Genomic DNA, 13,176 nt, shown 5'->3' with positions numbered 1-13,176 from the left:
ACATTGCCCGGTTTTTTTATGCCCTGTTTGCGTAAAAAAGAAATAAGTATGAATGATTGACCAGATACTTTTTCTTGAAAACAAACTGGACTATGGCCGAATTTGCCCCGGAAGCATTCAAGAAAGAACTACTCAGCATCCTTACTTACTGGGAAAAATATGGCCCCGATATTGAAACGGGTGGTTTTTACGGTCGTGTGAATTATGAGAATCAGGCCGTCAAAGACGCTGAACGCTCGGTGGTTTTAACAGGGCGCATTTTATGGACTTATTCACTGGCTCACCGGATTTTTAAAGAAGCAAAATATCTGACATTGGCCGATCGGGCTTATCAGCAATTGGCCAAGCATTTCTTTGACCCTGAGCACGGCGGAGTTTACTGGTCTGTGAATGCGGATGGAACGCCATTGGAAACCAAAAAGCAGATATACGGCAATGCATTCGCCATGTACGGGCTCAGCGAATATTACCGCGTTACGCATCATCAACCTGCATTGGACAAAGCAAAAGACTTGTTTAATGTTATCGAGAAATATGCATTCGATCCAATTAATGGCGGTTATAGAGAGGCATTTGCGCGCGACTGGTCCCAAACGGACGATTATATTTTGAGTAAAAGTCCGTGGATCAAAAGCATGAACACGCATTTGCATCTGGTGGAAGCCTACGCCAATTTGTACAGCGTATGGCCCGATCCCAAGCTCAAAAAACAAACCTCCGATATGCTGGAGGCGATCATTACACGAATCGTAAATCCGCAAACCAACAGTATGGAGCTGTTTTTCGACGAAAAATGGCAACCGAAAGACCACGTCATTTCTTATGGGCACGACATTGAAGCTTCATGGCTATTGTTCGAAACGGCTGAAATCCTGCATGACGAGCGCCTGATCGCGAAACTGAAAAAAGTATCCATCGCCATGGCCGAATCCGCCAGCAAAGGACTGGCAGCGGACGGCGCGCTCAATTATGAATACGATCCCGAAACCAAACATTTACAGACAGACAGATCCTGGTGGGTTCTGGCCGAACAAATGGTCGGGTTTTACAACGCATATCAGCTTACCAAAGATGCACAGTATAAGGTGAAGGCCGAACGCAGCTGGGATTACATTGTAGACAAGTTCGTGGATCGTGAAAAAGGAGAATGGCATGGCACGGTGAAGGCCGACGGCACGCCGGTAAAGGGCGACAAGATCAATTTCTGGAAATGTCCTTATCACAATGTGCGTGCATGTGCAGAAATGTTCAGGCGTACATCAAAAGCCTGATTGTAAATTAATTAAGAAACATCTCATCGACGAGCAGCAGCGCTTTGTTCCCTTTGCTTCGGTGCCAGTCCGGTATTTTGCTTAAAGGTTTGGCAATGATTTTCAAGTAAGTAACGCTTTGTGGCTTGAATGTTCCTTCTACCGTTTGCAAACTCGGCCTATCCCCTTTTTTTGGCATTCCAGCCTTGAACCGCGTCAGCAATTTCAGGTTTTTCGTATCGTCCCCGCCCCAGATTTCAATCGATTCCGGCGGAAAAATCCCGGTGTCTTCTTCTACCATATAATGCACACCGAGTGACGAGATCAGGATTGGTTTCTTGAATTCTGAAATAAATGCCATGTCATTGTCCTTAACGCCCGCCCAGTTGTTGGCCCAGGCAGGATTGTTGGCACCGATAACACCCAATTTGTGATCGAAAAATGTCTTGGCACCCTCCGCCTGGTGCACCCGGTTTAAAGGTGCCAGCAAGTTGACGCTGTCCGGGTTGTAAGCACTTTTGAAAAAGTCAAATGTGGCCATATCGCTTCCATACCAGCCTTCCTTATATGCCTTTGCCTTAATGGTCCCGCTTTTGGTCACCAGCATTTTATCAAATAATGCTGAGTGGATGCTATCCGGTTCAGAGCCATCCGTCGTGTAACGGATATCCACGTTCTTGATGGGGTGACGAAGTTCCAGGTTCAGTGATTGGGCGAAGATCGTAGAGCTGTTTTTAACCTGCGGCGGGTTCAGCTTCAATGGATTTTTACCATCGTCTTTAAATCCGCCTATAATTTCAATATTCTTATAGGCCTTTTGAAGGTTCTGCACGTCCGCAGCAGTAAGTTTTGTGTCCCAGACAGTTACCGTTTTGAGTGGTTTCAAATTGGGTAACAATGCTTTCAGATCTTTAAAATCGACTTTTGTACCTGATAAAGTGAGATTTTGCAAATATTTCAGGGACGCCAATGTCTTTAAGCCGTCGGCTGTCACATCGGTGAAATTAAGATCCAGGCGACGCAGGTTTTCAAATTGCGCGATGCTTTTTAAGTCAGCATCTTTGACAGGCATTTTATTGAGATTTATTGAAATGACCTGCTTTTTAATCTCGCCCAATTCCTCCAGCTGCTTTACATGATAAGTTGCACTGTTATAAATGTTTACTGCAAGTGCCGGGGATTCCCTTGCTAGCGGCAATATTGTGCGGTAATCTGTGTTCAGACTTGCAACTGTTTCTTCTTCCGCAGCATCAAAATCATATTCGATTTCTTGCTCAACGGGTTTTAAATAAGCCGTAGCAACGATCCTTAGCGAGTCGTTTGCGGGCAGTTCGGTCAGCTTTTTCGTGAAATCCACATTCTTTTTAACCCAAAGCGTGAGCAATGCAATTTCCTGCAATGTGAGCTGCGCCTTACCCTTTGGCGGCATGTGTTTTTTGTCCTCCATCGGCAAGTGAACGCGTTTTAGCAGCAGGCTAACTTCCGGATTTCCAGCCACGAAGAGCTTCCCCGTCTTCCCACCCTTCAATAACGACTCTGCATCCGTCATGTTCAACTGGCCTTTCAACTTATCCGGATTATGGCAGCTCGTGCATTTTTGTTCTAAAATAGGTTGAATCACATTTGTAAAAACAACCGCCTGCTCCAATGGAACCGCTGCCATCGTTTTCTGGCTATCGATCGGTTCCCAGATGAAGTTACTGCCGTGGGTTAATGCGGCTCCGTAATGTCCCGTCATCACCAGTGCGACCACCGTCATAAAAGCGCCTGCCCTCGCCACCGGGGCTTTGTACCAGCTTGTATTTCGGACAAAATAAATGAATGATGCAAAAAAGAAAATGCCTGCGCCCGTCCATTTGTGGTATTGCAGGACGTCTCCGCTGTAACCCTCTTCTCTGGATAAAAAAAGGCCCATCACCACAGTGACAGCGGCGAAGAGCGCGCCTACCAGCAGCATGTTTTGCAGGAAATTTTTGTAAAACTGATTGGTCGCGTATTCGGGCTGGAACCTGAAAAATTCAAGCAGCATCGCAATAAGCAGGATCACAATCGGGAAATGCAGGATGAGCGGATGCATGCGCCCGACGGTTTGTAACCAGGCAGGGATGACCAGTTTGCTTTCGAAGATCAGTAAAAATAAAATAAAGATATTAGAGGCAACTAATAACTGTTCCGCAAAAACCCTGAATCTCAAATGCATTAAAATTTAGCCGATAAATTGATCAATCGTTTACTGCCAGGCAATTTAGCTGATAATGTCTTTCACCACTTTTCCGGAAACGTCGGTAAGCCTGTATCTTCTTCCTAAATGTTTGAAAATAAGTTTTTCGTGGTTCAGTCCAAGCTGATGCAAGATAGTCGCCTGAAAATCATGCACATGCACAGGATCTTTGGCAATGTTGTAACCCAGCTCATCGGTTTCGCCATATACGATTCCCGGCTTAATGCCCCCGCCCGCCATCCAGATCGTGAAGCATCTTGGATGGTGATCGCGGCCATAGTTATCAGCTGTAAGCTTGCCTTGGGTGTAACTGGTCCTGCCAAACTCTCCGCCCCATATCACCAGCGTTTCATCGAGTAGCCCGCGCTGTTTCAGGTCGGTAACCAATGCTGCCGATGCCTGGTCCACGTCCATCGCCTGTTTTGTAATTTCAAAAGGCAGGTTACCGTGCTGGTCCCAGCCCTGGTGATAAAGCTGCACAAAGCGCACACCATTTTCAGACAGCTTCCTGGCTAGCAGGCAGTTGGCCGCATAAGTGCCTGGGACAAGACATTCCGGGCCGTATAATTTAATAATGTCGTCAGATTCTTTGGATAAATCCATCACTTCCGGCACGGCAGTCTGCATACGGTAAGCCATTTCATACTGCTTGATCTTGGCCGTTATTTCCGGGTCGCCGAACTCCTGGTAAGAAAGCTCATTCAGCTGCGACAGGTTATCGAGCATATCCCGTCGGTCGTGACGGTCCATTCCTTCCGGGTCACGCAGATACAAAACCGGGTCCTCGCCCTTGCTAAACTGCACGCCCTGGTGCACGGAATCCAGAAAGCCATTAGACCACAATTTGGAATAAACTCCCTGACCATTCCCCACCCCGCGTGAAAGCAAAACGGTGAAATTCGGAAGGTTTTTATTCTCATTACCAAGCCCGTAGCTCAGCCACGAGCCCATGCTCGGACGGTTGCCCTGCTGCGAACCCGTTTGGAGAAATGTCAACGCGGGATCGTGGTTGATGGCCTCTGTATACATTGATTTTACAAAACAAAGATCATTCACAATCTTGGCTGTATAAGGCATCAAATCACTTACCCACGCGCGCGAATCGCCATATTGCTTGAAATCCACGAACGATCCGACCAGCGGAAATGACGCCTGATTGGCCGTCATACCGGTTAACCGCTGCGTTCCGCGCACAGAAGGCGGTATTTCCTTGCCCAGCATTTCACGCAGTTTGGGCTTGTAATCAAACAGTTCCTGTTGCGACGGGGCGCCATTCTGGAATAAATAAATGACCCGTTTCGCCTTCGGAGCAAAATGCGGAACCCCCGGGGCCAGACCCTCGTCTTCAAATCCACCCCCATTTAACAGATCTGGCATCAGCAAGGAGCCAAGCGCCACGCCCCCGAGCCCAAGGCTCATGGAAGACAAAAAACGCCTTCTATTAAAATTGAACCCATGTTCTAGTATTTCCTTTTCCATGATTTGTTGGCTATCGGCTTCCGGCAGCCGGCTTAGCTTATTTTGGTAAACTCGTGAACATAATACCTGACAGCCGAAAGCCGACGGCCGATCGCCCCTAAGATTTTGTTATCGTTTCTTCCAGATTATAAATGGTGGAAATAACGCGCATTAATGCTGCCTGCGCCTTTTTATCCAGGTTTTTTGTCAATGGATACTCTCCTACCGCAACCATTTTTTCAGCAGTTGCCGGCTTTATGGACTTTATCTGCTTATCGTAATAGGCCGTCAGCACGTCCAGCTCCTTTTCACTTGGCTTGCGGCAGACAATCAGGCGGAAGGCTTTTATAATCTTGTCTTTTGATTCTGTTTTTTCCTGTAACAGCTTGGCTGCCAGCACGCGCGAAGCTTCCAGCACAGCCGGGTCGTTCATCATGACCAGGGCCTGCAACGGTGTGTTGGTTTTCAGCCTTTTCACTTCGCACAAATCACGGTTACTCGCGTCAAAGATGCTCATCGTCGGAGGCGGGACGGTCCTCTTGATCAATGTGTACATGCCGCGGCGATACAAAGCACCGCCGTGATCCTGGTTGTAAACCGACAATAAACCACGGCCCGAAGTGGCGCCTTCCCAGAGTCCTGCGGGTTGATACGGCTTCACACTGGGTCCGCCGATGGTTTTGTTCAGCAAGCCGCTGCTGGCCAGCACGAGGTCTTTGATAAATTCTGCATGAATGCGGTAACGAGGGCCGCGTGCCAGCAGAATGTTGTCGGGGTCAGTGGCTAGTTTCTCTTTGGTAACAACGGCCGATTGCTTGTAAGTGGCTGACGTAACCATTTGTTTTACAAGGCGTTTGATATCCCATCCGTGATCCATAAAATCGGTCGCCAGCCAATCCAGCAATGCCGGATGCGAGGGAAGCTCGCCCTGCATGCCAAAATCCCCGGAAGTTTTGACAATGCCTTTTCCAAAGAACTCCTGCCACAGCATGTTAACGTAAACGCGCGAGGTCAAAGGGTTTTTCTTATCAAAAAGCCATTTGGAAAGCCCTAACCTGTTTTTCGGATAACTGTTGTCAAAAGGCAGAATGGACGTTGGCGTTGCTGGTTGCACTTCATCGCCCGGGGCATCATAAACGCCTCTTTTAAGAATGTAAGTTTTCCGCAACGTGTCCAGATCGCCCATCACAGACACAATCAGACGGTTGGTATCCGGCTTGTTCACGAACGTGAGAATGTTCTTAACGTCCTCATTACTAATCTCCATGAGCGGCTTCTTGGCGTAAGTTTCAGGCCCGCCGATCACGGATTCAATCCCCTCTTCTTTCACATTATTAAAAAAGGCGAACATCTGGTAATATTCTTTCTGTGAAAATGGATCGTATTTATGGTCATGACAATGGGCACATTCCAGAGTGACACCTAATAACCCCTTCCCAAACAGATCATTGCGGTCCGTCACGTACATGATGCGGTATTCTTCCGGGATTACACCGCCCTCTTCCGTGATTTTGTGGTTTCTGTTAAAACCCGTTGCCAACAGTTGTTCCTTGGAACTGTTTGGCAATTGATCTCCTGCTAATTGCCACGTTACAAAATCATTATAATGCATGTTTTTGTTAAAAGCATGGATCACCCAATCGCGCCAGGGCCATTGCGTGCGGTAACCATCGTCCTGATAGCCATGCGAATCTGCATAACGCGCCAAATCCAGCCAGTGGATAGCCATTTTCTCTCCATATGCGGGATTTTTAAGCAATTGATCGACCATTTTTTCATAGGCATTGGCACTGTTGTCCGCCATGAATTCGTCCATCATTTTCAATGTAGGCGGCAGGCCGGTCAGATCCAGGCTCAAACGTTTTAGCAGTCGCTCTTTATCCGCTTCCTCATTGGGTTCCAGGCCTTTCTGCTCCTGTTTGTCGAGAATAAAGTAATCGATCTCGTTCTTTGGCCAATCTTTATGTTCAACCTCCGGCAGAGCTGGTTTTTTTGGCGCAACGAAAGCCCAGTGCTTTTCATATTTCGCACCCTGTTTGATCCATTTTTCTATCAGATCAACTTCACGCTGGGTAAGTTTGAGATTGGAGCCTGTCGGAGGCATGCGAAGCGCGGTATCCGCAGTCGTAATGCGCAGGTAAACTTCTGAAAGTTCCGGTTTCCCGGCTACGAGTGCATGTGCTTTGGGATTTTCCTGTAAAGCTTTGAATGCACTTTCGGCAACATCCAGGCGCAGTCCGGCTTCGCGTTTATTCGCGTCAGGGCCGTGACAGGCCAGGCATTTATCGGAAAGAATCGGGCGAATGTCAAAGTTGTAACTGACTTCCTTCGGAATCTCCTCTTCAACAGCCGTGCTTTCTGACGATTTGTTGCAGGCCTGGAAACAGATAGCTGATCCAGCCAGCAGCATGGACAAAATCAATCTTCCTCTAAAAATCATAACCGTGGGTTCAGGGAAAGCAAATGCTCATTTTTTACATAATATAATTAATTAATTAAAAAAATGCACATTTTGCTGGAACAATAATGTCAAAATCAAATTTGACAACTGTCCTGCTCTATGCTGTTCCCACTATCTTCCTGACTATTTTTTTGCACCGATCCAGGCGTTTGTTTTGTCTTCAAGCAGTTTCAGGGGCACACAGCCTGATTCGAGCACCAACTTGTGAAAGTCTTTGATATCAAATTTTGAACCTAATTCTTTTTCTGCCTTCGTTCTCAACTCCCTTATTTTCAACTGACCTATTTTGTAGGAGAGCGCTTGTCCGCCACCAGCCATGTATCTTTCAATTTCAGCAATAATGCTCTCTTCCGACTCAGCTTCATGATCCAGCGAATATTGAATGGCCTGCTCACGTGTCCACCCTTTTGAATGCAGGCCTGTGTCAACAACAAGCCGGATAGCGCGATGCATTTCGCCGCTTAGCATTCCAAAATACTGATAGGGATCGGTGTAAAGGCCGAGTTCTTTGCCAAGCGACTCGGAATACAGCGCCCAACCCTCTCCATAAGCACTGTACCAGAGGTTTTTACGAAAATCGGGCAGGCTTTTATTTTCTTGCTGTAAAGAAATCTGGTAATGGTGGCCTGGGATCGCTTCATGCAAAAAAAGACTTTCATCTGATACAACATTGTATTTCTTTACATCAGGAACCGGAACATAAAAAACGCCCGGTCTTGAACCATCCGCCAGCCCCGGGTTATATTCCGCTGCCGCCGACGCTTCCCTGAATGCCTCCGTCCTGCGCACTTCGAACTTTGTTTTTGGGGTTAATTCAAAAAGCTTTTGAAGATTCGGCTTCATCGTCTCATGAATCTTATTGAAATGCACGATCACTTCTTCGGGGTTGGTAAAAGGCATTAATTTCTTGTCTTCCCTTACTGCATTGAAAAACGATTTGAGATCACCTTTGTAACCCACTTGCTCCTTCACTTTTTCCATTTCGCCGGAAATTCGCGCAACCTCATTGATGCCGATCTGGTGGATCTGATCGGCGTTCATTTCCGTTGTAGTGAAGTATTTGATATAATAATCATAAAGTGCTTTTCCATTTGGCAGCGCATCGAAACCATGCGTGCTTCTTCCTGCGGGCAAATACTCCTTTTCTACAAAATTATGCAGCTTTTTAAATGTCGGGATAATTTTTCCTTCCACCATGGCTGCATATTCTTTTTCAAAGCGGGCCTTTTCATCATCAGAAAATTCTTCTGGAAAATTTTTAGCAGGCGAATAAAAAAGGTGCTCCTTAACTGGGCCATGATCCATATCAGCCAGCTGTGGGATCATTTTTTTAATCAGTGGTTTTGGTAAAATATATCCTTCCTTCATCCCCCTTCTCATATTCACAACAGCCGTATCGCACCACACAACGAAACCATCCACCCGTTTCAACCAATTTTCATAGTCCTTAACCGTCTTGAATGGCTGCAGGCTTCCGCCACTGGCCATCTGCCCGATCATTAAATGCGTCGAAAATATCTGGTTCAAAGGCATTAGCTCCGTAGGGAATTTTAACCCTTCGAGATTAATGTTACATTCCCATTGCAGCAGGTCCCAGCTGGTTTTCTCTTCTTCCGTGAGTTTTTCCCTGTCGTATTTCGCCAGTTCGGACTGGTATTTTTTGAAGAATGTTTCAGCCTTCAATTTGCCTGCCTGTGTGAGATCGTCCGACATCTTGTCGTTGTAACGATTGTCGCCATTCATTGTAGCTTCGAGCGGAAACAATGCAAGACGCTCCTCATAATAGCTGGCAAAAACGTCCTTAACAGGCGTTGAAGCCTCATCTTTTCCGGGTTTTTGTTGACAGGACTGCATAATGGCACCTAAGAAGATAAAGAACACAAGAAGTTTTAACATAGTCTCATAGTTTTGCGGAAGCCAAACAACTTTGCCGGCTTTTATACATCATAACGGATTCTTTAAAGATCGGATTTATACGATTAAAATCAGTGTTCGGGGGTTTTAATTATTTGTTATAGGTTTGCATTTATACAAATCAACAGCGATGGGACTGAGGACTTACATCAGGGAAAACTTTATTGAGGACATTAAGCCGTACAAACCAAGGCATTTCAGGAAACCCGGGCAAATGCTCGACATCGTTTCCGCGTGGAAAGGTCTGGAACAAATTGTCGAAGACATTATTGACCAATTTGGTTTAGAGCGGGACCGTTGCATTGAGTTTGGGGTTGAATTCGGCTATTCTGCCGTGGTTTTTTCCAATTATTTCAAAAGCGTAACCGGCGTTGACACCTTTGAGGGCGACATTCATACGGTTAATAAAAACGAGCACTTCGAGGAAACGAGTCGGCGACTTGCTTCTTATCCAAACATTCAACTTGTTAAATCGGATTATAAAGACTGGATCGCCAGAGACGATCAACATTATAATTTGGCGCATGTGGACATTGTTCACAATTATGCCGAAACCTTTGAATGTGGCCTTTGGGCGGCACAGCACAGCGATTGCACCATTTTTCATGACACGGAAAGCTTTCCCGAGGTGCGCAGGGCAGTGAAAGACCTGGCCAAAAAAACAGGGCACAAGCTGTACAACTATCCCGAGCATCACGGTTTAGGGATTTTAGTAGCCAGGAAAAAATGAGCTAAATGAAAAACAAAGTCCTTGTCATAGGAAGCTCCAACACCGATATGGTTGTGCAAACGGCCGAATTCCCAAAACCGGGCGAAACGGTTCTGGGAGGAACGTTTTTGATGAATGCTGGCGGAAAAGGTGCCAATCAGGCCGTTGCAGCGGCCAGGCTGGGTGCAGATGTCCGCTTTGTCGCCAAAATCGGAAAAGATATTTTTGGGCATGAAGCGAAAAAAGGTTTTGTAAAAGAAGGACTGGACATTGACTATTTGCTGGAAACAACCGAGTATGCCTCGGGCATTGCGCAGATTACGGTGAATGCAAACGGTGAAAACGAGATTGTCGTAGCTTCCGGCGCGAACATGAATCTGCTGCCCGCCGATCTCCCGGATCAGATTTTCGAAGGCGTCGATTTTGTTTTGATCCAGCTGGAAATTCCGCTTGAAACCACTGCCTGGATTGTAGAAAAATGCCGGAAGTTAAACATTAAGGTTGTTCTTAATCCGGCGCCAGCAGTTTCATTGGATGAAACGTTGCTGGCAGGCGTTTTTCTGATCACCCCTAACGAAACCGAAACACAGATGCTTACAGGCATTTATCCCGGGAATGCTGAATCTATGCAAAAGGCCGCCGGGTATTTTCACAGGGCTGGCATTGAACATGTTATCATTACGCTGGGCAGTGCAGGCGTCTATTTGTCGAATAAACATTTCACAGAAATAATCCCTGCCCAACAAGTAAAAGCACTGGATACGACAGCGGCGGGAGATGTGTTTAATGGCGCTATACTTACCGCCCTTGCATCGGGAGAGGGCTGGCCCGAAGCATGCCGTTTCGCTTGCAGGGCCGCTGCTATATCTGTGACGCGCGCCGGTGCACAAAATTCCGCTCCATACAGACAGGAGCTTATTGAAAAATCAGCATGAAAAAGAGGGCATTAATCATTGACTGCGACCCGGGCCATGACGATGCATTGATGCTGATGCTCGCGGTGGGATGTGATTTGTTTGACATTAAAGCGATTACGGTTTCTGCCGGCAACCAAACACAGGAAAAGACACTTTCCAATGCATTAAAAATCCTCACATTGATTGAAGCTGACATTCCGGTATATCGGGGTGCAGAGAAGCCGTTATTCAGGGATTTAATCGTTGCCGACTATGCGCATGGCGAAACGGGACTTAATGCACCCTCTCTACCAGTGGTTACCCGTGAACCCGCCCAAGGTTCAGCCATTGAAGCCATAGCCAAGATTGTAAGGGAAGCAAATGAAGGAGTTACAATCGTTCCCACCGGGCCATTGACCAACATTGCTACCTTCTTACTGGCTTATCCGGATTTGAAGAATAGAATTGACAGGATATCATTAATGGGTGGTGGAATTTTCAGAGGCAATATGACTCCTTTGGCAGAATTTAACATTTATTGTGATCCCGAAGCCGCCGCCATTGTTTTCAATTCTGGCATCCCAATTACCATGTGCGGCCTTGATGTGACGCATAAGGCACTGGTTTACCAGAAAGACATAGATCATTTCAGGGCCATTGGCAACAAATCGGGAAATGCAGCAGCGGATCTGATGGATTTCTTTTCGGTGTATTACCGCGAGCACCACACGGAACTTGAAGGAGGCGCAGCATTACACGACCCGTGTGCAATTGCCTGGCTGATAAACCCTTCTGTGTTTGCGACTAAACCTTGCTATGTAGATGTGGAAACCAAAGGCGAACTAACGACAGGAGCAACAGTGGTTGATTTTTACAATACTTTGCAAAGGAAGCCCAACACCGAAGTCGCCTATGACATTAACCGCGAAGCTTATATGGAAATGATCTATCAGGCTGTCAAACGACTCCCCTGACTTGTTTTAAAGCAGAACCGAAACTTCATCTTCCACTTCTCTCCTGCTTGCCTGGTGCTTGACAACCGCATTACCAGCGTGCAGAATTACGAGTCCGCCCAAAGAACAAGCGGCCATCATGCCCACCATCGGTAAGGCCGTATTGTTATGTAAAACGCTCACAATAGCAGAAATAATTGCCCCGGCACCCATTCTCCAACTACCCATTAAGGCGGAAGCACTGCCCGTGTGTTTCCTGAACGGTGCGAGCGACAATGCAGAGCCGTTTGGTCCCGTAAGTCCCTGACCGGTAAGGAAGATGAACATCATCCCGATCAGCGAGTATAGTCCGAACCAGTTGTTATAAACGCCCGCAATCAGCAGAACGCCAACAATGCTCTGGTAAAATAAGGTCACCTTAATGATCTGCTCGCTCTTGAATTTTTTCAGTAATATATGGTTCAGTTGCGTAGAACCAATCATTGCAACGGCGAGGAAAGCGAAAATCCATCCGTATTGCTGCTCGGTAACCTTATAAATGTTCATGAAAACATCGGAGGAACCGGCGATGTAAGCAAACGGAGCAGCTGTTGCCAGGCCGCCTGCTAATGTATAGATCAGGAACTGAGGCTGCCTGATAACCGTTGCAAAGCCATTCATCACCGCTTTGGGGCGCAGGGAAACGGAATTATCTGCTTCCCGTCCTGTCGGCAAGAAAAAGTAGATCGCCGCAATAATCAGTGAAACGATTCCTGCTAAAATGATAAAAATCCACTGCCAAGAAATCGATGCAGTAACATAACCTCCAACGGTTGGGGCGATCATTGGCGAAACGGCAATAACAAGGGTAATCAACGAAAAAACTTCGGCGCGTTTATCGGATGGAAAAAGGTCGCTGACCAGCGCCTGCGAGGCAACCAAGCCAACACATCCACCCATCGCCTGAAAGAAACGCATCACGATTAATGCGTCAACAGAAGAAGTAAGCGCGCAGCCAAAAGATGCCACCACGTACAATGCCAAACCCGCATACAATGGCTTTTTCCTCCCAAACCTATCCAATAGCGGACCATAGAGCACTTGCCCGATACAGATCCCCACAAGATAACTGGTCAGCGAAAGCTGAACCCTGTTAATCGTGGTCCCCAATTCCATCGCAATGCGCGGGAAACCAGGAAGATACATGTCTATGGAAAATGGACTTACCGTGGCCAGGGAGCCCAGGATAAGAATGATGAAAAAATACTGCTTACGACTCATGAAATATTAAAAACTTACCCCCCTTTAACGAGCATTTCAAGAAATTAAGTTCCT

9 protein-coding genes are annotated in these 13,176 nt (G+C 46.8%); 4 read left to right on the top strand and 5 right to left on the bottom strand.

Translation table 11 applies throughout. From position 1 onward, the window contains the following. The first annotated feature begins 92 nt into the window (after window positions 1–92). Entirely contained in the window at window positions 93–1,271 is a 1,179-nt protein-coding gene (locus MUK70_RS03215) for an AGE family epimerase/isomerase (protein WP_234655410.1), read from the top strand. Window positions 1,272–1,278: 7 nt separating this feature from the next. On the opposite strand, the gene MUK70_RS03210 is transcribed toward MUK70_RS03215, so the two are convergent. The 4 genes from MUK70_RS03210 to MUK70_RS03195 all read right to left on the bottom strand — a co-directional run bounded on the left by MUK70_RS03210 (window position 1,279) and on the right by MUK70_RS03195 (window position 9,286). Further along, complete coding sequence (locus MUK70_RS03210) at window positions 1,279–3,327, bottom strand: c-type cytochrome domain-containing protein (protein WP_310590031.1); 2,049 nt, start codon at window positions 3,325–3,327, stop codon at window positions 1,279–1,281. 168 nt (window positions 3,328–3,495) lie between these two features. Continuing rightward, window positions 3,496–4,950, bottom strand: coding sequence for a DUF1501 domain-containing protein (locus tag MUK70_RS03205; protein WP_234655412.1), 1,455 nt, complete (start codon window positions 4,948–4,950; stop codon window positions 3,496–3,498). Window positions 4,951–5,047: 97 nt separating this feature from the next. Continuing rightward, window positions 5,048–7,339, bottom strand: a complete 2,292-nt coding sequence (locus MUK70_RS03200) for a PSD1 and planctomycete cytochrome C domain-containing protein (protein ID WP_374759720.1) — start codon at window positions 7,337–7,339, stop codon at window positions 5,048–5,050. Between the two features lie 174 nt (window positions 7,340–7,513). Then, a complete protein-coding gene (locus MUK70_RS03195; protein ID WP_234655414.1) occupies window positions 7,514–9,286 on the bottom strand; it encodes a DUF885 domain-containing protein in 1,773 nt (590 codons plus the stop codon). 148 nt (window positions 9,287–9,434) lie between these two features. Between MUK70_RS03195 and MUK70_RS03190 the strand changes: the two genes are divergently transcribed. Genes MUK70_RS03190 through MUK70_RS03180 form a run of 3 tightly spaced genes read left to right on the top strand, consistent with a single transcriptional unit; the run spans window position 9,435 to window position 11,883 of the window. Then, window positions 9,435–10,034, top strand: a complete 600-nt coding sequence (locus MUK70_RS03190; RefSeq protein WP_234602398.1) for a class I SAM-dependent methyltransferase — start codon at window positions 9,435–9,437, stop codon at window positions 10,032–10,034. A gap of 5 nt (window positions 10,035–10,039) precedes the next feature. Further along, window positions 10,040–10,948, top strand: coding sequence for a ribokinase (rbsK, locus tag MUK70_RS03185; protein ID WP_234655415.1), 909 nt, complete (start codon window positions 10,040–10,042; stop codon window positions 10,946–10,948). Continuing rightward, entirely contained in the window at window positions 10,945–11,883 is a 939-nt protein-coding gene (locus MUK70_RS03180) for a nucleoside hydrolase (protein ID WP_234655416.1), read from the top strand. Before rbsK ends, MUK70_RS03180 begins: the two co-directional genes overlap by 4 nt. Window positions 11,884–11,889: 6 nt before the next feature. Here the strand turns inward: MUK70_RS03180 and MUK70_RS03175 are convergent, their stop codons facing one another. Then, window positions 11,890–13,122: a multidrug effflux MFS transporter gene (locus MUK70_RS03175; protein WP_234655417.1), complete on the bottom strand. Its 1,233-nt coding sequence runs from the start codon at window positions 13,120–13,122 to the stop codon at window positions 11,890–11,892. Window positions 13,123–13,176: the final 54 nt, after the last annotated feature.

This window comes from Dyadobacter chenwenxiniae (genome assembly GCF_022869785.1).
Lineage (GTDB): Bacteria > Bacteroidota > Bacteroidia > Cytophagales > Spirosomataceae > Dyadobacter > Dyadobacter chenwenxiniae.
The sequence above is the reverse complement of the archived record's forward strand: the minus strand, read 5'-3'. Positions and strand labels throughout refer to the sequence as shown.

Bases quoted from the DNA above. Each gene is read 5' to 3' on its own strand.
- MUK70_RS03215 (WP_234655410.1), top strand. From the start codon at position 93: ATGGCCGAATTTGCCCCGGAAGCATTCAAGAAAGAACTACTCAGCATC.
- MUK70_RS03210 (WP_310590031.1), bottom strand. From the start codon at position 3,327: ATGCATCCGCTCATCCTGCATTTCCCGATTGTGATCCTGCTTATTGCG.
- MUK70_RS03205 (WP_234655412.1), bottom strand. From the start codon at position 4,950: ATGGAAAAGGAAATACTAGAACATGGGTTCAATTTTAATAGAAGGCGT.
- MUK70_RS03200 (WP_374759720.1), bottom strand. From the start codon at position 7,339: ATGCTGCTGGCTGGATCAGCTATCTGTTTCCAGGCCTGCAACAAATCG.
- MUK70_RS03195 (WP_234655414.1), bottom strand. From the start codon at position 9,286: ATGTTAAAACTTCTTGTGTTCTTTATCTTCTTAGGTGCCATTATGCAG.
- MUK70_RS03190 (WP_234602398.1), top strand. From the start codon at position 9,435: ATGGGACTGAGGACTTACATCAGGGAAAACTTTATTGAGGACATTAAG.
- rbsK (WP_234655415.1), top strand. From the start codon at position 10,040: ATGAAAAACAAAGTCCTTGTCATAGGAAGCTCCAACACCGATATGGTT.
- MUK70_RS03180 (WP_234655416.1), top strand. From the start codon at position 10,945: ATGAAAAAGAGGGCATTAATCATTGACTGCGACCCGGGCCATGACGAT.
- MUK70_RS03175 (WP_234655417.1), bottom strand. From the start codon at position 13,122: ATGAGTCGTAAGCAGTATTTTTTCATCATTCTTATCCTGGGCTCCCTG.